Raw genomic sequence first — 23,209 nt, forward strand, 5'->3', positions numbered from 1 at the left:
TCGGCTAGCGTTGTCCGCGTGGGCGAGCACAAGCAGCGGATGCTGCGCGGGGAGTTGTACAAGGACAGTGATCCGGAGCTGGTCGCGGAGCGGCGGCGCGCGCAGTCGCTGTGCGACGAGTTCAACAGGACCGCCCCGGACGAGACCGCGCGGCGCGAGCAGGTGCTGCGCGAGTTGCTCGGCAAGCTGGGGGAGGGGTCCTGGATCATGCCCCGGTTCCAGTGCGACTACGGCTATCTCATCGAGATCGGCGCCAACAGCTTCCTCAACTACGACGCCATCCTGCTCGACTGCGCGCCCATCACCATCGGCGACGACGTCTCCATCGGCCCGCGCTGTCAGCTGCTCACCGCCCTTCATCCGATGACCGACCACGAGGCGCGGCGGCAGCGCTGGGAGTCCGCGGCCCCGATCACGATCGGCGACAACGTGTGGTTCGGCGGCGGCGTCATCGTGTGCCCCGGCGTCACGGTGGGCGCCAACACGGTGGTGGGGGCGGGCAGCGTCGTGACGCGCGACTTGCCCGACGGAGTGTTCGCGGCGGGCAACCCGGCACGGGTGATTCGCACGCTCTAGAGCCCGCTGTCCCTACCCGCCGAAGCCGCCGGTGCTCGCCGCCGACATGGCCGGGCCGTCCGCCGCCACCCGAGCCGTCGCTGCTGCTGCCCGAAGCTGCGGTTATCCACCGCCTACGTCGCCGACATCCGCTGCTGCTGCACCTCGCGATCGGCAGCTGACCACCGCTGCCGCCGCTGCAAGTCGCTGAGGCCCGGCAACGGCCGGAGATCGGTAGCGGCCGATCACTCCGCGGCGCGGCTGAGCACCGCGATCGGCAGTCGCCTAGGGCTGAGCGCCTGATAGGTGACGAAATCCGGATAGTGGGCGACCATCACCCTCCAGCGCGCCGCGTATTCGTCGTCGTCGGTCACGACCCGCGCGGTCACCGGCCAGGACTCGTGACCGACGCGCGCCTGCCCGCCGCCCGCCGCGAGGAGATTGCCCCACCAGTTGGGCGGCTTGGGATGTCCGCCGAACGAGCCGCTGACCAGCAGATCGTCGCCGTCCGGGATGTACATCAGAACCACCGAACGCGGCCGGCCGGTCTTGCGCCCCGGCACGGTCAGCTGGAAGACCGGCCGCCCCAGCCACTTGCCGAACCTGGTGCCGCCGAAGCGGGCGTAGAGCCGACTGTGCAGGCGGCCATGCCACTTGCTGATCGTGGTCAACCTGGTGGAACCGAAGTGGGCGAACCGGCCGGTGCGGCTGAGCCCGGCGGGTCCGCCGTCGGATCGTTCGGCCATGGGAATCCTCGGGTTCGGCGCCGTTGTGCCGCTCAGGTTACCGGCGCGATTCCTTGGTGTCTCGGCGCCGGCGCGGAGGGTGCGCGGGAGTGTGATCCTGGCACGTCCGACGCGTCGTTCGGTGGAAACCGGCAGTAGGGTCGATGCCATGACCGAACCGCGGATCGAGACCGAACAGGACGCGACCCGGCCGCTGCGCGACGACATCCGGTTCCTGGGTGGCGTGCTCGGCGACACCATCCGTGATCACGAGGGCCCCGAGGTCTTCGACCTGATCGAGCGGGTCCGCATCGAGGCGTTCCGGGTGCGGCGCGAGGAGGTCGGGCGCAGCGCCGTCGCGGAGATGCTGCACGGCGTCGACATCGCGGTGGCGCTGCCGCTGATCCGCGCCTTCACCTATTTCGTGCTGCTGGCCAACCTTGCCGAGGACATCCAGCGCGATCGCCGCCGCGCCGTGCACACCGGCGCCGGGGAACCGCCGCAGGACTCCTCGCTGGCCGCCACCTACCGCAAGCTGGACGCCGCCGCGCTGGACGGCGCGGAGGTCGCCGACCTGCTCACCGACGCGCTGGTCTCGCCGGTGATCACCGCGCACCCCACCGAGACCCGCCGCCGCACCGTGTTCGACGGGCAGACCAAGATCACCGAGCTGATGCGCCGCCGCCAGCGCTACGCCGAGACCGAACCGGAGCGCGCCGACCTCGAGCTGCGCATCCGCCGCCAGGTGCTCTCGCTGTGGCGCACGGCCCTGATCCGTCTGGCGCGCTTGCGGATTCAGGACGAGATCGCCGTCGGTCTGCGCTACTACGAGCTGACCCTGCTCGACGTGATCCCCGCGATCAACGCCGAGGTGCGCGCCGCGCTGCGCTCCCGCTGGCCCGGCGCCGACCTGCTGACCCGCCCGATCCTGCGGCCCGGCTCCTGGATCGGCGGCGACCGGGACGGCAACCCCTACGTCACCGCGGACGTCGTCCGGCACGCGGCCACGCAGGCCTCGGCGGTGGCGTTCGGCCGCTACCTGCGCGACCTGGTCGAGCTCGAGAAGACGCTGGCGCAATCCGCGCGCCTGGTCCAGGTGACCCCGGAGGTGGCAGCGCTCGCCGCAGCGGGCTATCCGGATCCGGCCCCGCACGCCGACGAACCGTATCGCCGTGCGCTGCATGCCATTCGGGCCCGCCTGACGGCCACGGCGACCGCCGCGCTCGGTGCGCCGCCCGCCGACGGGATCGCGGACTCCGACGCCTCGCCGTATCCCACACCGCGCGCCCTGCTCGACGACCTGGACGCCATCGACGCCTCGATGCGGGCCACCGGCGACGGCCTGCTCGCCGACGACCGGCTCGCGGCCCTGCGCCACGCCGTCGAGACCTTCGGCTTCCACCTGCAAGGCCTGGACATGCGGCAGAACTCGGAGGTGCACGAGCAGGTCGTCGCCGAACTGCTCGCCTGGGCGGGCGTGCACGCCGACTACCAGAGCTTGCCGGAGCACGAGCGGGTCGACCTGCTCGCCGCCGAACTGCGCACCCGGCGACCGCTGCTGGGCCCGCACGCCCGATTGAGCGACCTGGCCGCGGGCGAGGTCGCCATCATGCGTGCCGCCAAGGACGTCGTCGACACCTTCGGCGCGGAGGCCGTGCCGAACTACATCATCAGCATGTGCACCTCGGTCAGCGACATGCTGGAGGCGGCGCTGCTGCTAAAGGAGGGCGGCCTGCTCGATCCCGGCGAGCCGGACGGCCCGCCGCACTGCTCGGTGAACATCGTCCCGCTGTTCGAGACGATCGAGGATCTGCGGGCGGGCGCGGACACGCTCGCCGCGGCGCTCGAGGTGCCGGTGTACCGAGAACTGGTGGCCGCCAAGGGAATGCGGCAGGAGGTCATGCTCGGTTACTCCGATTCCAACAAGGACGGCGGGTATCTGGCCGCGAACTGGGCGCTGTATCGCGCGGAGCTGGACCTGGTCGACGTCGCACGCAAGGCGGGAATTCGGTTGCGGCTCTTCCACGGTCGCGGCGGCACCGTGGGTCGCGGCGGCGGCCGCAGCTACGACGCCATCCTCGCCCAGCCCGCGGGCGCGGTGCACGGTTCGCTGCGGCTCACCGAGCAGGGCGAGGTGATCGCCGCGAAGTACGCCGAACCCGGTGCGGCGCATCGCAATCTGGAGTCGCTCATCGCGGGAACCCTGGAGTCGACGCTGCTGGACGTCGAGGGACTCGGAGCCGACGCCGAGCCGTCCTACGAGCTGATGGACGATCTCGCGGCGCGAGCCCGCGCCGCGTACTCGCGGCTGGTGCACGAGACACCCGGTTTCGTCGAGTATTTCCGGCAATCGACGCCGGTCTCGGAGGTCGGCGATCTGAACATCGGCAGCAGGCCCGCCTCCCGCAAACCCACCAATTCGGTGGCCGACCTGCGCGCCATCCCCTGGGTGATGTCCTGGAGCCAGGCCAGGGTGATGCTGCCCGGCTGGTACGGCACCGGGGCCGCGCTCGAGGAGTGGGTCGGCGGCGATCCGGAACGGCTCGCGACGCTGTCGGATCTGTACCGGCGCTGGCCGTTCTTTCGTACGGTGCTGTCCAACCTGGCGCAGGTGATGGCCAAGAGCGATCTCGACATCGCCGCGCGCTACGCGGAATTGGTCGACGACGCCGCGTTGCGCGAGCAGATCTTCGGGATGATCCGCGAGGAGCACGCCAGGACCCTGCGCATGCACGCCGCCATCACCGGCCACGAGCAACTGCTCGCCGACAACCCGTCGCTGGCGGAATCCATCCACAACCGCTTCCCGTACTTGGAGCCGCTCAACCAGATGCAGGTCGAGCTCTTGCGCAGGCTGCGCGCGGGCGACGACTCCGAGCTGGTGAAACGCGGCATCCTGCTGACGATGAACGGCCTGGCGACCGCGCTGCGCAATTCGGGGTAGACACGATGGCCTCGGCCGAACGCCCCCCGGCCGTTTCGTGGCGAGGTGGGCGCGCCGACGTCACCCGCTTCGCGCGGACACCGACGGTCCGGCGCAGGCCGGGATGATGCGGATTCCGAGGTGCGGGTCCGCGGGAAGGAGCGTCGTGGCGATCGACGGGAAAGCCGTTGCCGCCCTGCATGATCGTGTGCTGGGTCCGGAACACAAAGGGCTGCCGCCCGCGGCGTGGGGGCGCACCGTGCACGAGTTCCTGGCGACCGAGCCGTTCCTGGACGAGTTCCAGACGCCGCTGCTGACCCTGGACCGAGCTGCGATGACGGCCAACCTGTCGGTGATGGCCGACTGGTCGGACGCGGCGGGTGTGCGCCTGGCCCCGCACGGCAAGACGACCATGGCGCCGCAGCTGTGGTCCGAGCAGCTGGCCGCCGGTTGCTGGGCCATCACGCTGGCCACCGTCTGGCAGGTGCAGCTGGCCCGCGCCTTCGGTGTGTCGCGCGTCGTGCTGGCCAACGCCCTGCTCGATCCGGTCGGGTTGCGCTGGGTGGCAACGGAATTGGCCCGCGACGCCGATTTCGAGTTCTACTGCTGGGTGGACGACGTCGCCGCCGTCGCGCTGATGGACGAGGCGCTGGCGGACGCGCCCGATGTTCGCATCGCTGTCGTCGTCGAGCTGGGTGGTCCGGGCGGACGCACGGGAGTGCGCCGGGTCGAGGACGCGCACGCGATCGCCGACGCGGTCCGGCGTTCGCGCCGCCTGACGCTGGCCGGTGTCGGCGGCTACGAGGCCGCGCTGGCCCACGACCGCGGCGCGGACGGCCTCGCCGCTGTCAACCGCTACCTGGACGAGCTCGCCCGGCTGCACCGCGAATTCGCGCACGGCGGGCGCTATCCCGGCCGCGCGATCGTCACCGCGGGCGGCAGCGCCTATCCGGACCTGGTCGTCGAGCATCTGGCCGGACTCGCGGAGGAGCAAGGCGCGCAAGGTGTTCCGACCACGGTGGTGCTGCGTTCAGGCGCCTACCTGATCCACGACGACGGCTTCTACGCGGGCATCTCCCCGCTCGCGGCCGACCGCGCGGACCGGCCGTTGCGCGCTGCGATGCACGGCTGGGCCCGCACCCTCTCCCGGCCGGAGCCGGAGCTCGCGTTGCTCGACGCCGGCAAGCGCGACCTGCCATACGATCTGGGACTTCCTGTCCCGCAACTCGTTTCGGGGTCTCCGCTGCCGCCTGGCGCGACGGTCGGCGCGCTCAACGATCAGCACGCCTTCGTGCGTGTACCCGCCGCCGCGGCCGACGACCTGCCCGTCGGCTCGGTGGTGCGGCTCGGCCTCTCCCACCCGTGCACGGCCTTCGACAAATGGCGGCTGATCCCGGTCGTCGCCGACGCCGACGCCGCGCGTCCGCGCGTGGTCGACCTGGTGCACACCTTCTTCTGACTGCCCCACGTCGAGACGACAGCGCCCGCAGCAGGCGGCGCAGCGCGTGTTCGAGGTCGAAATAGACTGCGGGGCTTGCCCACTGATGCGCGTCGTCGCGGTGAGTCCGGCGCCGATTGGGGACTGGACCCGTCGACCTGCCGCGGATGATCAGACGGGAAAGTCGCGTAGGGCTGCCGTGCATCGCGCCGCCTGGGCGCGCAGGGCGGTGACCAACTCGGGCGGGCCATCGAGCAGCCTGAAGTCGAGGTCGACGGAGGTGATCATCCAGGTCAGCGCCTCCGGGGTGTCCGCGCCGATGTGCAGACGGCAGCTGTGCTCGTCCACGGCCTCGACGACACCCATGCCAGGCCAGACCTGTGGACCGGCGACCTCGGCCGAAGCGTGCAGCAGCACGGTCGCGCGACAGGGCCAGGCGCGCGACGACAACCGCATCGAAAGATAGGCCGCCGCATCGCCTTCCGGCAGTTCGCGCGGTGTGAAGCGCGGGCCGGGGGGGACGCGCGGGGTCAGCCGATCCACCCGGAAGGTGCGCCAGTCGGCGCGCGCCACATCCCAGGCGACCAGATACCAGTGGCGGCTGAAGTGCACGAGACCGTGCGGCTCCACGTCCCGTACCGCCGTCGCGCCGTCGTGCGCCCGGTAGTCGAAGCGCAGGCGCTCCCGGCGCTGGCAGGCGTCGGCGATGGCCATCAGGGTGTCCGGCTCCACCGTCGCCGCGGGCGCGCCGACTCGAACGGTGGCCGCGCGCAAGGTGCGCACGCGGTGGCGCAGGCGTGGCGGCAGCACCTGCTCCAGCTTGGACAGCGCCCGCAACGCGGCCTCCTCGATGCCCGCGACTGTGCCGTCGGACGCGCCGCGCAACCCGACCGCGACGGCGATGGCCTCTTCGTCGTCGAGCAGTAGCGGCGGCAGCGAGGCGCCCGCGCCCAGCCGGTAGCCCGCCGTGCCGCGGGTGGCGTGCACCGGATAGCCGAGTTCGCGCAGTCGATCCACGTCGCGGCGGATCGTCCGGCCCGTGACGGCGAGGCGCTCGGCGAGTTCCGCGCCGGTCCAGTCGCGGTGCGTCTGGAGCAGCGCGAGCAGTTTCAGCAGGCGCGCCGAGGTCTCCAACATGATTTCGAGAATGCCAGATGCTTAGGAATGGAACTGTCCTAAGCCGTTCCTACCGTCGTTCGCATGACGACCGAACAGGACATTCGCCCCTTCCGCATCGAGATCCCGCAGGCGCGGATCGACCGGCTGCACGCCCGCCTCGCCGACACTCTCTGGCCCGACGAACTCCCGGGCGTCGGCTGGGACAAGGGCATGCCGGTCTCCTACCTGAAGCCGCTGGCCGAGTACTGGCGCACCGGTTACGACTGGCGCGCCGCGGAGGCGAGGCTCAACGAGCTGCCGCAGTTCGTCACCGAGATCGACGGCGAACAGGTGCACTTCCTGCACGTGCGCTCGCCCGAGCCGGACGCGCTGCCGCTGGTGCTGAGCCACGGCTGGCCCGCCACCTTCGTCGAGTTCCTCGACGTCCTGGGTCCGCTCAGCGATCCGCGCGCGCACGGCGGCGACCCCGCGGACGCGTTCCACCTGGTCGTCCCGTCGCTGCCCGGTTTCGCCTTCTCCGGCGTCGGATCGAAGGTGGGCGAGGGATCCACCGAGCACTACGCGCAGGTGGTCGCGAAGCTGATGGCGCGCCTCGGCTACGACCGCTACGGCGCGCAGGGCGGCGACGCCGGGTACTTCGTCTCGACCGAACTGGGACGCATCGCGACCGACCACGTCGTCGGCATCCACGTCAACGGCCCGATCACGATCCCGTCGTGGGACGCCGAGTCGTGGGGCGGCGAAGGTGGAGAGTCCTCGGAGGGCGGCGCGCAGTCCTGGGGTCCGGCCGAGGGCGGCGAGTCCGCAGCGGCGGGCGGCGCGCAGTCCACGAGTGGGGCCGAGGGCGGCGCCGAGTCGTGGAGCGGTACAGAAGGCGTGGGCAGCGCTAGTGGCGCGAGCGGTGGCGTGGGCACACAATCCCGAGGTGCGGCTGCGGTCGGCGACCAGTTGCCGGCCGATGGGACGCGCGCGGGCAGCGCTGGTGATGCGGGCGGCCGAGGGAGCGCGCAGTCCGGGGGAGAGGGCGGCGACCAGTCGTGGGGCGGCGACGGTGGTGCGGGGCGTGACGTGAGCGCGGAATCCTCGGGGGCCGCCGAGAGCGGCGACCAGTCGTGGGGCGGTGCGGAGAGCGGCGGGCAGTCCGGGTACAGCCCCGAGGATCAGGCGAAGCTGGAGAAGCTGACCGGCGAGGAAAGCTTCACCCGCTTCGGCTACGCCATGGTGCAGGCGGGCCGCCCGCAGACCCTGGCCATCGGCATGCACGATTCGCCCGCTGGCATGCTGGCCTGGATCGTGGACATGTTCCAGCGCTGGACCAACCCGGCCATCGAGCTGCCCGAGGACGCGGTGGACCGCGACGCGCTGCTCACCAACGTCAGCCTGTACTGGTTCACCGGGACGTTCGCCTCCTCGATCCGGCTCTACGGCGAGGGCGAGGCGTGGGGCGGCGCGGCGAAGAACTCCGGCGTCCCGACCGCCGCGGCGATCTTCCCGGGCGACCTGTCCATCCGCAAGATTGCCGAGGAGCAGCACAACATCGTCCGCTGGACCGAATTCGACCGCGGCGGCCACTTCGCCGCCATGGAAGCGCCGGACCTGCTGACCGAGGACGTTCGCGCCTTCTTCCGCACCTTGCGCTGACCCGACGCCGCGTTCCCGCAGTCCTTCGAGGTCTGCGGGAACGCCGCCGCGGATTCCAGGTTCGCGGCAACGCTCACGTCAGGTCGTGCCCACGTCGGTCGGCGCTCGATCACCTGGAATATCTCTGCGCCATCGCCGCCGCCGTCCGCGCCAGCTGCGCGCGCAGCTCCGGCGGATCGAGGATCTCGGCGTACTCGCCGAGCGGCAGAATCCCGTGCGCCAGCACCGGATACGATTCCGCCGCCAGGGTGACGACCACCCAGCCGGCCGCGTCCGGTTCGCCCATCGAGGCCATCGCCTCGGCGACCGCGGCGGGTTCGAGGCCGAGCCGCAGCAGGCGCACGTGCCGCGCGTCGATCCGGCAGCGCGCCCGCACCCGCAGCATCGACCGCGCGAACTCGTGCTGCGCCGACGCCCAGTGCGCGGCCAGCTCGAAATCGTCCGGCCTGACGAAGAAATCGCCGGTCGGCACGGCATCGAGGATCCGGCTCACCCGATAGGAGCGGATGTCGGCGCCGTGGCGCGCCACGAGGTACCAGGTGCCCGCCTTGGACACCAGCCCGAGCGGGTCGAGCAGCCGCCGCACCTCGCGGTCCTTGCGTCCGTAGCGGACGTCGAGCCTGCGGTCGTGCCAGAGTGCGTCGGCGATGACGGCCAGGGTCGGCGTCTCCTCGGGGCGGTGGAACCAGCCGGGCGCGTCGATGTGCACCCGTTCGGCGATCCGGGTCGCCCGGCCGCGCAGTTCCGGCGGCAGCGCCGCGAGCACTTTCAGCTGAGCGGTGGCCAGCACGGTGCCGAGCCCGAGGTCGGCCGCAGCGTCGGGCAGACCGGCCAGCAGCACCGCGTCGGCTTCCTCCGAGGTGAGGCCGGTCAGCCGGGTCCGATAGCCGTCGACCAGCCGGACACCGCCGCCGCGGCCCGGCTCGCTGTAGACGGGAACGCCCGCCGCGGAGAGCGCCTCGACGTCGCGGTACACCGTGCGGACGGACACTTCCAGCTCGGCCGCCAGCTCGGGCGCGGAGATCCGCCCCCTGGTCTGCAGCAGCAACAGCAGCTGCACCAGTCGACTCGCTCGCATGCCCCGAAGATTATCCCCAAAACCTTGACGCGTTCTGTCAAGTTTCGCGCGTAGCGTCTCCGCCATGACTTTCTGGACGGAGTTCACCGAAGAAGCGCCGAAGATCTCGACCGTCTTCCGCCGCCGCCACAAAGCGACCGGCAACCTGTGCATGCTGGCCACGCTCCGCGCCGACGGTTCGCCGCGGATCAGTCCGGTGGAGCCCAGGTTCTTCGAGGGCATGCTGGTCATCGTCGGCATGCCGGGCACGACCAAGTTCAAGGACCTCGGCCGCGACCCGCGGTTCTGCCTGCATACCGCGACCGTCGACACGATGGTCGGCGACGGCGACGCGAAACTGTTCGGCGTCGTCACCGATCTGCCGGATCGCGACCTGCACGCGCGGTTCGCGCAGGATCTGTTCGAGGAAAGCGGCTTCGACATCCGCGGCCAGGAGTTCGACCACTTCTATGTGGCCGACCTCACGGGCGCCTCCTGCGTGGAGATCGCCGACGACCAGCTCGCCATCACGATCTGGAAACCGGGCGAGGGTGAGCGCGTCGTGCGCAAATAACGCGACGACCCTGTCACCAGGGGGTGACAGGGTCGTCGGGAGGTCACTCAGCGAGCGGCGTTACCCTCAGAGGTAGGAGCCGCACACCGGCCAGGCGCCGGGGCCCTGCGTGGCCAGCACGTTCTCGGCGACGCGGATCTGCTCCTCGCGGCTCGCGTTCGACGGATCGCCGGAGCCACCGTTGGCGGCCCAGGTGCTGTCCGTGAACTGCAGGCCACCGGAGAAGCCGTTACCGGTGTCGGTGGACCAGTTGCCGCCGCTCTCGCACTGGGCGACAGCGTCCCAGTTGTGGCCGGAGGCGGAAGCGGTGGCCGTGGCCAGACCGAACGGGACGGCAACGAGGGCGCCGAGGGTGGCAACGGTGGCGGCGGCACGGGTGCTGAACTTACGGGTCTGAGACATGTGGTATTCCTTGCTGCGCCCGCCGGCTCGACCAAACTTCGGTCGAGTCCCTGTCCCCAGTGGATGTCGGGGGTTCTCGAACCGCGGGACAGGGTTGCCGGTGTTCGGCGGTTCGAGCTCGAGCCCGTCGCGTTCGATCGGGCCGTCACCGACGATAACGAATCAATCTCGGCAGATCACGTGGCAATAACGCCGGAGTTGTCAGAACGCTCGGTCGTTCATCTCGGCATTCGCGCAGTTGGGGCCCGTGAAATGGGTAATCGCGACGATGTGATTCCTAAACGAAAATGTGGTTCGGATCACTGAATAAATGTGGTAACGGTCTCGTTCAGCGGAACGATTTGCGAGGTTTCGGCGTGGTTGCGGGTCGCGACTCGCATGGCTTGCGCGCTGGAAAAGCCCAGGTAGATACCTATGTGACGCCGGACGCACCGTTTCTCGGGCCTCGAATTTTCCGAAAGAGCGGTGGGTCACAATTCGGTTCATCGGCGCATCAGAAAATCTCGCTCGTCATCATTGCGTGGCCGGTGTGATCTACGCGTAATAGGTGAACACGGTGTCCGTGATCCCGGTGATTCGGCGGAGCTGGTCCGCCGAATCGCGTGTAACAGACGGTATTTCGTGACCGGCAGTGCGTCCGCGTCGGCGAGTATCGCTGCGGGACCGTGGATTACGACGCGACCACGCTCGTCGCCACGAAGGGAGATCGGTAGTTCGACGCGGGGCTCCGCGGCCAGTCGGGTGTTCGCGGCGTCGCGCACGTCGGCGTGCACGGCGCTGATCGCGGACTGGATCTGATACGGCCCGCGCTCGGTGCGGCGCAAGCATTCTCGGTGGACGCGGCCCGGCGGCGGACCGGGCCGGATCGGCACCTCACGGCAACGAGTTCGCCTGAATATCGCGATAGCTGGGTATGCCCGCGGCGACCGGTCGTCCCGCGCGCACCGCGTCCGCCACGTCGACGGCCGCCGCCAGCGCCGCCCGGTAGAGCAGCGAGCCGGTGCTGATCCGCCGCACGCCGAGCTCCGCCAGCTCGGCGACCGTGGGCCCGCCGACGGAGTAGAGGACGTTGACCGGCAGCGGCACGGAGTCGACCACTCGCCGGATCGCGTCCGGCTCGGTGAGCCCGGGGACGAAGACCCCGTCGGCGCCCGCCCGCGCGTAGCGGTCGGCGCGCGCCAGGGTGGATTCCGGGTCGATGCCGAGCCAGTGCGTGTCGACCCGCGCGTTGACGAACACCGTGGGCGTGCGCTCCTTGATCGCGGTGATCAGCGCGGCTTGATGCTCGGGGTCGGCCAGCTCGGTGTCCGCCCGCCCGTCCTCGATGTTGACGCCCGCGATGCCGAGCGCGTCGAGCTCGCCGACGAACTCCGCGACCTCGCCCGGGTCGTCGCTGAAGCCGCCCTCGATGTCGACGGTCACCGGCACGGCGAGCCGCGCGAGCCGCCGCGCCAGCGCCAGCGTCTCCGCGCCGGTGACGCCCGTCCCGTCGGGTACGCCCGCGGCGGCCGCGACGCCGAGGCTGGTCGTGCCGATCGCCGGGAACCCTTCGGCGGCCAGGACGGCGGCCGAACCGAAGTCCCAGGCGTTCGGCAGCACCAGCGGAATCGCGCGGTGGTGCAGATCGTGGAATGCCGTCACCTTGTCCATGTCGCCGACGTTATCCCTCCAACGGCGGGCCGGCCGTTCGAATCCTTTCTCGGGCGCGGACGCTCTTATGGTTGTGACGATCGAACCGAGACGAAGAACAGCGCAATGCCCGGCCACCGAGCCGGACGGCCGGGGAGGTGGCCGGAGTGGAACGCGGGTGGGCCGGTGAGCAGCTCGTGGCGGCGGCCCAGCGTGGCGACCGGGAGGCGATCGCCGCGATCGTGGACGGGGCCCATCCACACGTGCGGCGCTTCGCCCACCACCTGTGCGCGTCCTCCGCCGACGCCGAAGAGGCCGCCCAAGAGGCACTGATCATCCTGTATCGCAAGATCGGGACGCTGCGCGCCACGACGGCCCTCGCCTCGTGGATGTTCCGCATCGTCCGCAACGAATGCCTGCGCCGCGCCCGGTACCTGGTCGACCTCGGACCGCGGACCACTGACGCCCCGGACACCGTCTCCTCCGCCGAGGAGGAAGTCCTGCGCAGGCTCGACGCAGACGAACTCGCCCAGGCTATCGCCGCGTTGCCCGACCTCCAGCGCCGGGTCCTCATCATGCGCGACGTGCTCGGCTACCCGGGACGCACGACAGCAGACTCGCTCGGCCTGAGCGTCGCGGCGATGAAATCGCAGCTGCATCGCGCCCGGACCGCGATCCGGGACAGCCTCGGCCACCACCCGTAGCCTCGGCCGCCGCCCGAGGCGGCGACTCGAACGAACCAGTACCGCTCTCCCCGATAGAAGGGAAGTCCCGCCATGCTCACCTCCGGATCCCCCGCGCCGGAATTGGAACTCGAAGACACCGCCGGACAGGCCTGGCGTCTGTCCGACCTCCGCGGCGCGCACAGCGCACTGCTCTATTTCATGCGGTCCACGTCCTGCCCGATCTGTAACCGGCATGTGCGAGATCTCGTCGCGCAACGGGACCGGTTCGCGGCCGACGACGTCCGCGTCCTGATCGTGGTGCCCGAGGCCCGTGACGTCGGACTGGCGTGGAAGACCGACCGCGGCATCCCGTTCCCCGTCCTCGTCGGCTCGGCCGGAACCGCGCACGAATCGGTCGGCCTGACCCGCAGAGTCTTCGGCTCGATGCAGCAGTCCGGCACCGTCCTCGTCGACCCCGATGGCATCATCCGCCACGCCCACGGCGCCACCCTGCCCGTCAACAGCTACGACAAGAAGGGCATCATCGCGGCCATCGACGTCATGCGCAGCCGCGCGAGTCACTGACGCCCGGCCCGAACCCGTCGACGCCGGCGCCCCGGGCGGCCGGCGTCGACGCTTCTCGGGCGCACCTCGTCGTCGGATTTCCGGAATCGGATCGATATTTCGGCCGCGCTGGGTAACCCCAGTGCTGTGGGTGTCGTCGATGCTGTCCATCGCGGTGGCGAGAGTGTGGGTCTGACCGCCGCCGAACCCCTGCACGAGCAGCTCGCCACCGCGGGTTCGAACGCTCGTCGCACCCCGTCCATGAATGGGATTGCATAATCGTGCATAATCATTTCATGGCTGATTCGGATGCGCCCCCGTTGCGGGTTGCTGTTGCCGGTGCGAGCGGGTACGCGGGCGGCGAGGTGCTGCGCCTGCTGCTCGGCCATCCACGTTACCGAGCCGGGCGCCTCGAGGTCGGGGCGCTGACCGCGGGTTCGAACGCCGGAACCACCCTCGGCGAGCACCAGCCGCATCTGCTGCCGCTGGCCGACCGGGTGCTCGCACCGACCACCGCCGAGGAGCTCGCGGGCCACGACGTGGTCTTCCTCGGCCTGCCGCACGGTCAGTCCGCCGCCATCGCGCAGGCGTTGCCCGAGTCCACCGTGATCATCGACTGCGGCGCGGACTACCGGCTGCGCGACGCCGCCGCGTGGGAGAAGTACTACCGCAGCGCGCACGCGGGCAGCTGGCCCTACGGTCTGCCGGAGCTGCCCGGCGGGCGGGACGCACTCCGCGGCGCGACCCGGATCGCGGTCCCCGGCTGCTACCCGACGGTCGCCAGCCTGGCCCTCGCGCCCGCCGTCGCCGCGGGAATCATCGAGCCGCAGGTGACGGTGGTCGCGGTGAGCGGCACCTCGGGCGCGGGCCGCAAACCCGACGTCGGCCTGCTCGGTTCGGAGGTGATGGGCTCCGCCCGCGCCTACAACATCGCGGGCGCGCACCGGCACACCCCGGAGATCGCGCAGAACCTGAAGGCCGCGGGCGGCGTCGACGTCGCGGTGTCGTTCACACCCGTCCTCGCCCCGATGCCGCGCGGCATCCTGGCCACCTGCACCGCGCCGACCGCGGTGGACGCCGCGCAGGCCCGCGCCGTCTACGAAAAGGCCTACGCCGACGAGCCTTTCGTGCACCTGTTGCCGGAAGGCGTGTTGCCGCAGACCGGTTCGGTGCTCGGCTCCAACGCCGTCACCCTGCAGGTCGCGGTGGACGCCGACGCCGGACTGCTCGTGGTGATCGGCGCGATCGACAACCTGACCAAGGGCACCGCGGGCGCCGCGGTCCAATCCATGAACCTGGCCGTCGGATTCGACGAGACCGAGGGCCTCACCACCGTAGGAGTGGCACCGTGACGACAACCGCTGGGACTCCGATCGACAGCGCGAACGGCAAGCTGGTCCGCACCCAGGGCGTGACGGCGCCGCTCGGCTTCCGCGCCGCGGGCATCGCGGCGGGCATCAAGGCCAGCGGCAAACCGGACCTGGCGCTGGTGTTCAACGAGGGCCCGGAATACGCCGCCGCCGGTGTGTTCACCCGCAACCAGGTCAAAGCCGCGCCGGTGCTGTGGTCGCAGCAGGTGCTGAAGTCCGGCCGGTTGCGGGCCGTGATCCTCAATTCCGGCGGCGCCAACGCCTGCACCGGCCCCGGCGGCTTCCAGGACACCCACCAGACCGCCGAGAAGCTCGCCGAGGCGCTGAGCAACTGGGGCACCGAGACCGGCGCCGGTGAGATCGCCGTCTGCTCGACCGGTTTGATCGGCGACCGGCTGCCGATGGACAAGCTGCTTCCCGGGGTCACCGAGATCGTGCACGAGATGGGCGGCGGCATGTCCGGCGGCGCGGACGCGGCCTACGCCATCATGACCACCGACACCGTGCCCAAGGAAGCCGCCTTCCACCACCGCGACAAGTGGAACGTCGGCGGCATGGCCAAGGGCGCGGGCATGCTCGCCCCGTCGCTGGCGACCATGCTCGTCGTTCTGACCACCGATGCCGCGGTGAGCGCCGAACAGCTCGACAAGGCGCTGCGCAACGCCACCCGGCTCACCTTCGACCGGCTCGACGTCGACGGTTCCTGCTCCACCAACGACACCGTGCTGCTGCTCGCCAACGGCGCCAGCGAGGTCAGCCCGTCGCAGGACGAGCTCGACGCCGCGGTGCTCGCGGTCTGCGACGACCTGGCCGCCCAGCTCATGGCCGACGCCGAGGGCGTCACCAAGCGGGTGACGATCACCGTCACCGGCGCGGCCGACGAGGAACAGGCGCTGATCGCGGCCCGCGCGGTGGCCCGCGACAGCCTGGTCAAGACGGCGCTGTTCGGCTCCGACCCGAACTGGGGCCGGGTGCTCGCCGCCGTCGGCATCGCGCCGATCACCTTGGACCCGAACCGGATCTCCGTGTCGTTCAACGGCAATCCGGTCTGCGTCGACAGCGTCGGCGCGCCGGGCGCCCGCCAGGTCGACCTGTCCGGCGCGGACATCGCCGTGCTGATCGAGCTCAACGTCGGCGACGGCACCGCCTCGGTCCGCACCACCGACCTGTCGCACGGATACGTCGAAGAGAACTCGGCCTACAGCTCATGAGCAGTTCCGCGATCCACGAACTCTCGGCGCTGGACAAGGCGCACGTCCTCGCCGACGCACTGCCCTGGTTGCAGAAGTTCCGCGACAAGATCGTCGTGGTGAAGTACGGCGGCAACGCCATGATCGACGACGAGCTCAAGCGGGCCTTCGCCGCCGACATGGCGTTCCTGCGCACCGTCGGCGTGCACCCCGTGGTGGTGCACGGCGGTGGCCCGCAGATCAGCGCCATGCTGAAAAAGCTCGGCCTGCAAGGGGAATTCCGCGGTGGCTTCCGCGTCACCACGCCCGAGGTGATGGACGTGGTGCGGATGGTGCTGTTCGGTCAGGTCGGGCGCGAGCTGGTCGGGCTGATCAACGCGCACGGGCCCTACGCGGTCGGCATCTCCGGCGAGGACGCCAAACTCTTCACCGCGACGCGGCGCACCGTCGACGTGGACGGCGAGGCCACCGACATCGGCCTGGTCGGCGATGTCACCGAGGTCAACCCGGACGCGGTGCTCGATCTGATCGGCGCCGGGCGCATCCCGGTGGTCTCCACCATCGCGCCGGACGCCGACGGCGTGGTGCACAACATCAACGCCGACACCGCCGCCGCCGCGCTCGCCGAGGGCATCGGCGCGGAGAAACTGGTCGTGCTGACCGACGTGGAGGGCCTGTACACCGACTGGCCCGACCGCTCCTCGCTGACCAGCCGCATCGACGCCGTCGAGCTGGCCGCCTTGCTGCCGAGCCTCGACGCGGGCATGGTGCCCAAGATGGAAGCCTGCCTGCGCGCCGTGCTCGGCGGCGTGCCGACCGCGCACGTCATCGACGGACGGGTCCCGCACTCGGTCCTGCTCGAGCTGTTCACCGGAGAAGGAATCGGAACGATGGTGACGCCCGCCCCGGCCGGGACCGGCGCACCGAACGGAACGAAATCATGAGTACTGTCGACGAATTGCAGCAGCGGTGGTCCGCCGCGTTGATGAACAACTACGGCACGCCGAAGGTCGCGCTGGTGCGCGGCGCGGGCGCGGTGGTCTACGACGCGGACGGCAAGCGCTACGTCGATTTCCTCGGCGGTATCGCGGTCAACAGCCTCGGCCACGCCCACCCGGCGATCCTCGCCGCGGTCACCGAGCAGCTGGGCACCCTCGGTCACGTCTCGAACCTGTACGCCAGCGAACCGGTCATCGAACTGGCCGAGCGGCTGCTCGCGCATTTCGGTGACGGCGAGGGCAAGGCGTTCTTCTGCAACTCCGGCACCGAGGCCAACGAGGCCGCGTTCAAGATCGCGCGGCTGACCGGACGGACCAAGATCGTCGCCTGCGAGGAGGCGTTCCACGGCCGCACCATGGGCGCACTGGCGCTCACCGGCCAGCCGTCCAAGCGGGCGCCGTTCGAACCCATGCCGCCCGGCGTGGTGCACGTGCCCTACGGCGACGCGGCCGCGCTCGCGGCGGCGGTCGACGACGAGACCGCGGCGGTGTTCCTCGAACCCATGATGGGGGAGAGCGGCGTGGTGGTCCCGCCGATCGACTACCTGGTCAAGGCGCGGGAGATCACCGCGCGGCACGGCGCGCTGCTGGTGCTCGACGAGGTGCAGACCGGCATCGGCCGCACCGGGAAGTTCTACGCGCACCAGGCCGTCGGCATCGTGCCCGACGTGATCACCCTGGCCAAGGGCCTCGGCGGCGGTATGCCGATCGGCGCGGTGCTGGCCAACGGCAGGGCGGCCGAGCTGCTCACGCCGGGCCTGCACGGCACCACCTTCGGCGGCAACCCGGTGTGCGCCGCGGCCGCGCTCGCGGTGTTGCGCACCATCGACGAGACCGATCTGCTCGCCCACGTCGAATCGGTCGGCAAGCGGCTCAGCGACGGCATCGAGCTGCTCCAGCACCCGCTGGTCGACCACGTGCGCGGCGCGGGTCTGCTGCTGGGAATCGTGCTGACCCAAGATGTTTCGGCGCAAGTCGAGACACGGGCCCGGGAGGCGGGGTACTTGGTGAACGCGCCGAAGCCGAATGTCATCCGGCTGGCGCCGCCGCTGGTACTCACCGAGACCCAGTCCGACAATTTCGTCGCCGACCTGCCGTCGATCCTGGACGGCGCGGCGGCGGACGCGAAGGAGACCCCGTAATGACCGAACTGCGGCACTTCCTGCGCGACGACGACGTCTCGCCCGCCGAACAGGCCGAAATCCTCACGCTGGCAGCGGCACTGAAGAAGAACCCCTTCGCGCAGCGCCCCCTGGAGGGCCCGCGCGGGGTCGGGGTGATCTTCGAGAAGAACTCCACCCGCACCCGGTTCTCCTTCGAGATGGGCATCGCCCAGCTCGGCGGGCACGCGGTGGTCGTCGACGGCCGCGACACCCAGCTGGGGCGCGAGGAAACCCTCGCCGACACCGGGCGGGTGCTCTCGCGCTATGTGGACGCCATCGTCTGGCGCACCTTCGAGCAGGTCCGCTTGGACGAAATGGCTTCGGCCGCAACGGTTCCGGTGGTGAATGCGCTGTCCAACGAGTTCCACCCCTGCCAGGTGCTGGCCGACCTGCTCACCCTTCGCGAGCGCAAGGGCGACCTGACCGGGCGTAACCTCACCTATTTCGGCGACGGCGCGAACAACATGTCGCACTCGCTGCTGCTCGGCGGCGTCACCGCCGGGTTGAACGTGACCATCGCCGCCCCAACGGGATTCGAGCCGCTGCCGTGGATCCTGGAGGCCGCGCGCAAGCGGGCCGCCGAGACCGGCGCGACGATCACCGTGACCGACGACCCGGTGGCCGCTGCCGCGGGCGCCGACGCGCTGGTCACCGACACCTGGACCTCCATGGGTCAGGAGAACGACGGGCTCGATCGGGTCGGTCCGTTCCGCCCGTTCCGGCTCGACGCCGCGCTGCTGGCCAACGCCGAACCCGATGCCGTTGTGCTGCACTGCCTTCCGGCGCATCGCGGCGAGGAGATCACCGACGAGGTGCTCGACGGACCGCACAGCGTGGTCTGGGACGAGGCGGAGAACCGGTTGCACGCGCAGAAGGCGCTGCTGGTGTGGTTGCTGGCCAGACGCGGCGGTGGGGCGTGAGCGTCGACGCGACAGTGCCCGGCAAGGGCCCCGCGATCGCCCGCACCCGCGCCGGTCGGCAATCGCGCATCATCGAACTGCTCTCCGCGCACGCGGTGCGCAGCCAGACCGAACTGGCCGCGCTGCTGGCCGCCGAAGGCATCGAGGCCACCCAGGCGACCCTGTCGCGCGACCTGGACGAACTGGGCGCGGTGAAACTGCGCGCGGCCGACGGCGGCGCGGGCGTCTACGTCGTCCCGGAGGACGGCAGCCCCGTCCGCGGCGTGACCGGCGGCACCGACCGCCTCTCCAAACTCCTCGGCGACCTGCTCGTCTCCACCGACGCCAGCGGCAACATCGCCGTCCTGCGCACACCCCCCGGCGCCGCCCACTACCTCGCCAGCGCCTTGGACCGCGCCGCCCTCCCCTACATCGTCGGCACCATCGCGGGCGACGACACCATCGCCGTCATCGCCCGCGAACCCTTGACCGGCGCCGAACTCGCCACCCGCATCGAACAACTCGCCTGAGACGTCGCGGTTCTTTGCTCACTCGGGCGCGAGGACTTCGATGGTCGGGGCCGGGCTCGGCGAACGGGATGTACACATGATGGGTCGTCGGGTCGACGGCGATACCGCCCATGGAGGAACCTCCGGACTGGCGCACGCGTCGCGACTCGGTGACCTGGCGGCTCTCGGTGTCGATCATGGTGTCACTGTCCGTCATATTGGTGACGTAGACGGTGTGCTCCGCCGGATCGACCGCAATCGCCGCGGATACGTCACGCCCCAGCGAGACAGTCCCTGAGAGGGAACGCTCTTCGGTGTCGATGAGCGTGACGGAGTGCGCCCCCAGATCGGTCACGTAGGTCGTGCGAGTCCCAGGGATGATGGCGATGCCCTGCGGATCGTCCGTAACCGTGATCGTGTCGGCGACGGGCTACAAGGCCGATACCCTCGATTAGCCTTGTCCTGAAGCACATTCGCCGAATCTAGCACCGGCCGATGACGTAGCAGCGCCCCGCCGCACTTCCGTGCGCCGCGGTTTGCTCAGCTCGATCGGACCGTGCCCGTGGATTTTCGGTAGAGCGGAGGCGGCGAGATCCAGGGCCGTCTCGAGAGCATGTAGATCTGCGGAACCGGGCCGCCGACGACGCCTCTCGACACCAAACTCCTTCTGCGGCAACAATACATGTCTGATTGGCGCCGTGGGCGGATCAGACGGGCATGCGCGCCATGAGTTAGACTTGGCACCGTCATCGAAGGGGGTAGGCGATCACCACGCCAGACACTTTCACGGCCACGCCTGCCGAGCTTGTCGCCGCTGCCAAGGCCATTCGAAGCTTGCTCAACGGTCTGTCCGACGGATTCGGATCTCTCGACCGGGACGTCACTCAGCTCACCAACACTTGGAAGGGTCGACAGGGCGAGCAGTTCGCTGCAGGGTTCGCCGAAGTCCGAGAGGGGTTGTCGGAACTACTCGATGCAATCCGCGACACCACCGTCGCGTTGGACGCCAGCTCAGAGGCCTACCTCGGCCAGGAAAACGTCAACGCGGCCGCGATCGAGTCCGTTGCCTCATCCTTGGATCTGCCCGATGTCTCATAGAGTCGACCTCGCGCTCTTGGACTCGATCGTGGCAAGAATGAAGGGGTTCGAGGGTTTCTTCGACGAGCAGATCGCAGCCTTCGATACCGCGATCGGCAAGCTGCAGACCGGGTGGGAGGGCGACGCCGCCTCGGCCCAGCAAGCGGCCCATAGCCGACTGATGGCTGCTGCCAAGGAAATTCGTGACGGAATCGAGGACATGAGGCTGGCCGCGCAGGCGGCACACAGCAACTACACCCAGGCGATTGCGGCCAACGTGGCGATGTGGCGGAGCTGACCGGTCGTGACAGAACTCGATGTCGATCCGGAGGCGTTCTACGAGCTCTCCGGGGCATACAGTCGCGCAAGCCGGTCTGCCACGAACTCGTTGACGAAGATGGATCAAGAACTGCGTGGCGCGGTCAAGATGAGTGGCAACGACGACAGCGGCGTGCTGTGGGCGCAGGGCTACTGGACCTCGGGTATCGAGGCCGTCGTCACCGCGGGCAAGGCCACCGACGTCTTGGCGAAGATGGCGTTGCTGATCCGCCAAAGCGGAATCAATCACGATCAGTCGGAGAACGTCGACGACTACAACACCGGCAAACAGCTGCCCGCATCCGATCCAGGCGCGACAATTTATGTCTTCAAACCGCTGAAGTCGCCATCCGGCGGCACCAGGCCCAAACCCGTCGGGTGGGAGATCGTCATGGGCACCACCAAGTGGATCGACGGCAATGCGGACCTGATGCAGTCCGTTGCCACAAGCTGGCAGACAGTCGCCTCGGTGTTCAGCACACTCGATACCGAGCTGCGCACGAAAATGAAGTACCTCGCCGGCTCCACCAGCGATGAGATCCCTGACATCAATGAAGCTCACACATCCGTGGTGGACGGGCTGGAGATCCTCGGAGATGCGCTGCGTCAGCAGGCCGGTGCAGTCGATGGCTACGCTGTCGTTCTGCGTGCAGCTCAGGAAGGCGCTGAGTGGGAGATGCAGCTGCAGACCGTGGTCCAGGCCATCAACACCGTCAACGCTGCCACGATCGGCCGACCCATCAAGAAGGAGATCTTGGATGTCGCCAATAGCCAGATCGAGCACTCCCGCGACAAGATCCAGGGAATGCTGAGTGGCCTCGCCGATGCGCAGCGCGTATCGGGAGCGACGTTCACCGCGGTGTCAGCGACAACGGTCAGTGCGATCAATACCAAGTTCACACCGATCCTCGACAAACAGCTGAAGAACCCTCCTCCCCCAACAGATCCCAAGACCACACGCCGAAACAAGCTCGAGGGCGCAAAGGGCGAAGCACGAGCCGGCATCGACGTCAACAAGCCCAAGGAATCGATCCCGTCGGTCACGGGCCGACGCAACTCCATCCCCGACGACCTCGACCACACCACCAAACGCCTCACCGAGGTCAAGAACGTCCAGTACCAGGGCTACACTGACCAGCTCAAAGATGACATGGCGTATTGCCAGGCCCGAGGGTACGAGTTCGTCCTGATCACCGACCACAACACCCGCCTCACTCAGGAGCTACAAGATCTCGTGAATCAAGGCAAGATCAAACATGTCACGATGGACTTCCGAAGTTGACTCCCAGCGACGACGCCGCAGCAACCCATCTGCTCGAGGAGTACCGCCGAGCAGGCGGGTACGCCGACACGATCCCCGACATCGGCAGCCGCGCACAGAACTCGCCAGAAGTCATCGCGTTGCTGGCCCAATGGCTCACCGAGCTCGAAGATCGGTGGCCCGGTCCTGAAACTGAGGGGCGCGACATGGCGCGGCTGAGCTTGACGAATGCGCTCAACCGCAAGGAATCACGCAAAACCACAGCGATCCCGGCCCTGATCAGCCAATTCGATCACACCAAGCCCATCAAGCCACACGTGCGATGGGCGGCAGGCAATGCCCTCTACACCATTCCCGCCGGCAAAGAATACTTCGAGCAACTCGCCGCCATCGCCGCCGACAGAGGATTCGGTGCCGACCGTCAGATGGTGGTGAACTGGCTCGGCAAATCCCGTCACCCCGAGGCCGCCGCGGTCGCGGCCGCCCAACTCGACGACGAGACCGTGCAAGGTCACGCGCTCGACGCGCTGTCGAAGCTGCGGGCCCAAGGGCTACGTGCGCAGGTCGAGCCGTTCCTGGACTCGAAGTACCCCTGGTACCGACGCAATGCGGAACGGATCATCCGCTACGACCAAAGCTGACCTTGCTCGACCCGCCGGTTCACCAGATCAGGCGCTGTGCGGTGAAGCCCTCCAACGGCTCGGGATGTACCTCGCCGCGTGAGATGGTGTAGGGCTCGAGCACGCCGATCGCGAGTCCGCTGGAGTGTTCGATGTGCACCTCGATCCCATTCGAACCGGTCTCGGGCAACACCATGTCGACGACGACTGCAGCAGCTCGGATGTCGGTCCGCATCGACCTGAGCGCTTCGAAATTCATCGCTTTGGCTTGTTGTGCGTCCCCGGTTCCTGCCCCGATCAGTTTCCTCTCGCCGGAGGCGCCGATTGCCATGCCGAACGGGTAGAACTCTCCTCGCTGGGCCAGCCGCTCTTCAGCAAGGTTCAATGCATGGTCGAGCAGATCATCCATGTCGTCTTGGATCGGCTGGGGTGTGGTGTTCCTCCACGACATCGGTGAGTTCTCCCTCGGTCTGTGCGTCGAGGCGCCCAGCTCAGGACGGCCCGCAACGATG

23 protein-coding genes are annotated in these 23,209 nt (G+C 69.3%); 17 read left to right on the forward strand and 6 right to left on the reverse strand.

The features are described 5' to 3' along the window. Nucleotides 1–39: 39 nt before the first annotated feature. A complete protein-coding gene (locus tag FB390_RS31295) occupies nucleotides 40–576 on the forward strand; it encodes a sugar O-acetyltransferase (RefSeq protein ID WP_221639466.1) in 537 nt (178 codons plus the stop codon). 224 nt (nucleotides 577–800) lie between these two features. Here the strand turns inward: FB390_RS31295 and FB390_RS31300 are convergent, their stop codons facing one another. Next, complete coding sequence (locus FB390_RS31300) at nucleotides 801–1,301, reverse strand: nitroreductase/quinone reductase family protein (protein ID WP_185757350.1); 501 nt, start codon at nucleotides 1,299–1,301, stop codon at nucleotides 801–803. A 148-nt stretch (nucleotides 1,302–1,449) separates the two neighbouring features. Between FB390_RS31300 and ppc the strand changes: the two genes are divergently transcribed. Continuing rightward, nucleotides 1,450–4,224 (forward strand): phosphoenolpyruvate carboxylase, encoded by a 2,775-nt coding sequence (ppc, locus tag FB390_RS31305; protein ID WP_141812775.1) that lies wholly within the window; start codon nucleotides 1,450–1,452, stop codon nucleotides 4,222–4,224. 106 nt (nucleotides 4,225–4,330) lie between these two features. After that, nucleotides 4,331–5,662, forward strand: a complete 1,332-nt coding sequence (locus tag FB390_RS31310) for a type III PLP-dependent enzyme domain-containing protein (RefSeq protein WP_141812776.1) — start codon at nucleotides 4,331–4,333, stop codon at nucleotides 5,660–5,662. Between the two features lie 150 nt (nucleotides 5,663–5,812). Here FB390_RS31310 and FB390_RS33810 read toward each other — a convergent pair whose 3' ends face one another. Beyond that, a complete protein-coding gene (locus tag FB390_RS33810; protein WP_185757352.1) occupies nucleotides 5,813–6,778 on the reverse strand; it encodes a helix-turn-helix transcriptional regulator in 966 nt (321 codons plus the stop codon). A 63-nt stretch (nucleotides 6,779–6,841) separates the two neighbouring features. Here FB390_RS33810 and FB390_RS34795 point away from each other — a divergent pair, with 63 nt between their 5' ends. After that, entirely contained in the window at nucleotides 6,842–8,401 is a 1,560-nt protein-coding gene (locus FB390_RS34795; protein ID WP_342780461.1) for an epoxide hydrolase family protein, read from the forward strand. Nucleotides 8,402–8,510: 109 nt separating this feature from the next. On the opposite strand, the gene FB390_RS31330 is transcribed toward FB390_RS34795, so the two are convergent. After that, on the reverse strand, nucleotides 8,511–9,479 hold the full coding sequence (locus FB390_RS31330; RefSeq protein ID WP_141812778.1) for a helix-turn-helix transcriptional regulator: 969 nt from the start codon (nucleotides 9,477–9,479) through the stop codon (nucleotides 8,511–8,513). Between the two features lie 64 nt (nucleotides 9,480–9,543). On the opposite strand from FB390_RS31330, the gene FB390_RS31335 reads away from it, so the two are divergent. Continuing rightward, nucleotides 9,544–10,032, forward strand: a complete 489-nt coding sequence (locus FB390_RS31335) for a pyridoxamine 5'-phosphate oxidase family protein (protein ID WP_141812779.1) — start codon at nucleotides 9,544–9,546, stop codon at nucleotides 10,030–10,032. Between the two features lie 66 nt (nucleotides 10,033–10,098). On the opposite strand, the gene FB390_RS31340 is transcribed toward FB390_RS31335, so the two are convergent. Together FB390_RS31340 and FB390_RS31345 are read right to left on the reverse strand one after the other, a co-directional pair. Next, nucleotides 10,099–10,434 carry a transglycosylase family protein gene (locus FB390_RS31340; RefSeq protein ID WP_141812780.1) on the reverse strand — a complete coding sequence of 112 codons (336 nt, stop codon included), beginning with the start codon at nucleotides 10,432–10,434 and terminating at the stop codon, nucleotides 10,099–10,101. A gap of 873 nt (nucleotides 10,435–11,307) precedes the next feature. Continuing rightward, nucleotides 11,308–12,084, reverse strand: a complete 777-nt coding sequence (locus FB390_RS31345) for an isocitrate lyase/PEP mutase family protein (protein ID WP_141812781.1) — start codon at nucleotides 12,082–12,084, stop codon at nucleotides 11,308–11,310. Between the two features lie 146 nt (nucleotides 12,085–12,230). On the opposite strand from FB390_RS31345, the gene FB390_RS31350 reads away from it, so the two are divergent. The 12 genes from FB390_RS31350 to FB390_RS31405 all read left to right on the forward strand — a co-directional run bounded on the left by FB390_RS31350 (nucleotide 12,231) and on the right by FB390_RS31405 (nucleotide 22,718). Continuing rightward, nucleotides 12,231–12,767: an RNA polymerase sigma factor gene (locus tag FB390_RS31350; RefSeq protein WP_141812782.1), complete on the forward strand. Its 537-nt coding sequence runs from the start codon at nucleotides 12,231–12,233 to the stop codon at nucleotides 12,765–12,767. Between the two features lie 72 nt (nucleotides 12,768–12,839). After that, nucleotides 12,840–13,313 (forward strand): peroxiredoxin family protein, encoded by a 474-nt coding sequence (locus tag FB390_RS31355; RefSeq protein ID WP_141812783.1) that lies wholly within the window; start codon nucleotides 12,840–12,842, stop codon nucleotides 13,311–13,313. A gap of 275 nt (nucleotides 13,314–13,588) precedes the next feature. After that, nucleotides 13,589–14,644 carry an N-acetyl-gamma-glutamyl-phosphate reductase gene (gene argC, locus FB390_RS31360; protein WP_141812784.1) on the forward strand — a complete coding sequence of 352 codons (1,056 nt, stop codon included), beginning with the start codon at nucleotides 13,589–13,591 and terminating at the stop codon, nucleotides 14,642–14,644. Further along, nucleotides 14,641–15,873, forward strand: a complete 1,233-nt coding sequence (gene argJ, locus FB390_RS31365; protein WP_141812785.1) for a bifunctional glutamate N-acetyltransferase/amino-acid acetyltransferase ArgJ — start codon at nucleotides 14,641–14,643, stop codon at nucleotides 15,871–15,873. The genes argC and argJ overlap by 4 nt, the downstream gene beginning before the upstream one ends. Beyond that, nucleotides 15,870–16,796: an acetylglutamate kinase gene (gene argB / locus FB390_RS31370; RefSeq protein WP_141812786.1), complete on the forward strand. Its 927-nt coding sequence runs from the start codon at nucleotides 15,870–15,872 to the stop codon at nucleotides 16,794–16,796. The genes argJ and argB overlap by 4 nt, the downstream gene beginning before the upstream one ends. Further along, a complete protein-coding gene (locus FB390_RS31375) occupies nucleotides 16,793–17,992 on the forward strand; it encodes an acetylornithine transaminase (protein WP_141812787.1) in 1,200 nt (399 codons plus the stop codon). The genes argB and FB390_RS31375 overlap by 4 nt, the downstream gene beginning before the upstream one ends. Next, nucleotides 17,992–18,933, forward strand: a complete 942-nt coding sequence (argF, locus tag FB390_RS31380) for an ornithine carbamoyltransferase (RefSeq protein ID WP_141812788.1) — start codon at nucleotides 17,992–17,994, stop codon at nucleotides 18,931–18,933. Before FB390_RS31375 ends, argF begins: the two co-directional genes overlap by 1 nt. Continuing rightward, on the forward strand, nucleotides 18,930–19,442 hold the full coding sequence (locus FB390_RS31385) for an arginine repressor (protein ID WP_246124495.1): 513 nt from the start codon (nucleotides 18,930–18,932) through the stop codon (nucleotides 19,440–19,442). Before argF ends, FB390_RS31385 begins: the two co-directional genes overlap by 4 nt. Before the next feature lie 744 nt (nucleotides 19,443–20,186). Further along, nucleotides 20,187–20,519: a WXG100 family type VII secretion target gene (locus FB390_RS31390; RefSeq protein ID WP_141812789.1), complete on the forward strand. Its 333-nt coding sequence runs from the start codon at nucleotides 20,187–20,189 to the stop codon at nucleotides 20,517–20,519. Beyond that, complete coding sequence (locus FB390_RS31395) at nucleotides 20,509–20,796, forward strand: WXG100 family type VII secretion target (RefSeq protein ID WP_141812790.1); 288 nt, start codon at nucleotides 20,509–20,511, stop codon at nucleotides 20,794–20,796. Before FB390_RS31390 ends, FB390_RS31395 begins: the two co-directional genes overlap by 11 nt. A gap of 6 nt (nucleotides 20,797–20,802) precedes the next feature. After that, nucleotides 20,803–22,098 (forward strand): putative toxin, encoded by a 1,296-nt coding sequence (locus FB390_RS31400; protein WP_141812791.1) that lies wholly within the window; start codon nucleotides 20,803–20,805, stop codon nucleotides 22,096–22,098. Beyond that, a complete protein-coding gene (locus tag FB390_RS31405; RefSeq protein WP_141812792.1) occupies nucleotides 22,095–22,718 on the forward strand; it encodes a HEAT repeat domain-containing protein in 624 nt (207 codons plus the stop codon). Before FB390_RS31400 ends, FB390_RS31405 begins: the two co-directional genes overlap by 4 nt. A gap of 19 nt (nucleotides 22,719–22,737) precedes the next feature. Here FB390_RS31405 and FB390_RS31410 read toward each other — a convergent pair whose 3' ends face one another. Further along, on the reverse strand, nucleotides 22,738–23,106 hold the full coding sequence (locus FB390_RS31410) for a hypothetical protein (protein WP_141812793.1): 369 nt from the start codon (nucleotides 23,104–23,106) through the stop codon (nucleotides 22,738–22,740). Nucleotides 23,107–23,209 lie beyond the last annotated feature (103 nt).

The organism is Nocardia bhagyanarayanae, assembly GCF_006716565.1.
GTDB lineage: Bacteria > Actinomycetota > Actinomycetes > Mycobacteriales > Mycobacteriaceae > Nocardia > Nocardia bhagyanarayanae.

Bases quoted from the DNA above. Each gene is read 5' to 3' on its own strand.
- argF (WP_141812788.1), top strand. From the start codon at position 17,992: ATGACCGAACTGCGGCACTTCCTGCGCGACGACGACGTCTCGCCCGCC.
- FB390_RS31355 (WP_141812783.1), top strand. From the start codon at position 12,840: ATGCTCACCTCCGGATCCCCCGCGCCGGAATTGGAACTCGAAGACACC.
- FB390_RS31300 (WP_185757350.1), bottom strand. From the start codon at position 1,301: ATGGCCGAACGATCCGACGGCGGACCCGCCGGGCTCAGCCGCACCGGC.
- FB390_RS31310 (WP_141812776.1), top strand. From the start codon at position 4,331: ATGCGGATTCCGAGGTGCGGGTCCGCGGGAAGGAGCGTCGTGGCGATC.
- ppc (WP_141812775.1), top strand. From the start codon at position 1,450: ATGACCGAACCGCGGATCGAGACCGAACAGGACGCGACCCGGCCGCTG.
- FB390_RS31330 (WP_141812778.1), bottom strand. From the start codon at position 9,479: ATGCGAGCGAGTCGACTGGTGCAGCTGCTGTTGCTGCTGCAGACCAGG.
- FB390_RS31295 (WP_221639466.1), top strand. From the start codon at position 40: ATGCTGCGCGGGGAGTTGTACAAGGACAGTGATCCGGAGCTGGTCGCG.
- FB390_RS31340 (WP_141812780.1), bottom strand. From the start codon at position 10,434: ATGTCTCAGACCCGTAAGTTCAGCACCCGTGCCGCCGCCACCGTTGCC.
- FB390_RS31375 (WP_141812787.1), top strand. From the start codon at position 16,793: ATGAGTACTGTCGACGAATTGCAGCAGCGGTGGTCCGCCGCGTTGATG.
- FB390_RS34795 (WP_342780461.1), top strand. From the start codon at position 6,842: ATGACGACCGAACAGGACATTCGCCCCTTCCGCATCGAGATCCCGCAG.
- FB390_RS33810 (WP_185757352.1), bottom strand. From the start codon at position 6,778: ATGTTGGAGACCTCGGCGCGCCTGCTGAAACTGCTCGCGCTGCTCCAG.
- FB390_RS31345 (WP_141812781.1), bottom strand. From the start codon at position 12,084: ATGGACAAGGTGACGGCATTCCACGATCTGCACCACCGCGCGATTCCG.
- argB (WP_141812786.1), top strand. From the start codon at position 15,870: ATGAGCAGTTCCGCGATCCACGAACTCTCGGCGCTGGACAAGGCGCAC.
- FB390_RS31410 (WP_141812793.1), bottom strand. From the start codon at position 23,106: ATGGATGATCTGCTCGACCATGCATTGAACCTTGCTGAAGAGCGGCTG.
- argC (WP_141812784.1), top strand. From the start codon at position 13,589: ATGGCTGATTCGGATGCGCCCCCGTTGCGGGTTGCTGTTGCCGGTGCG.
- FB390_RS31335 (WP_141812779.1), top strand. From the start codon at position 9,544: ATGACTTTCTGGACGGAGTTCACCGAAGAAGCGCCGAAGATCTCGACC.
- FB390_RS31395 (WP_141812790.1), top strand. From the start codon at position 20,509: ATGTCTCATAGAGTCGACCTCGCGCTCTTGGACTCGATCGTGGCAAGA.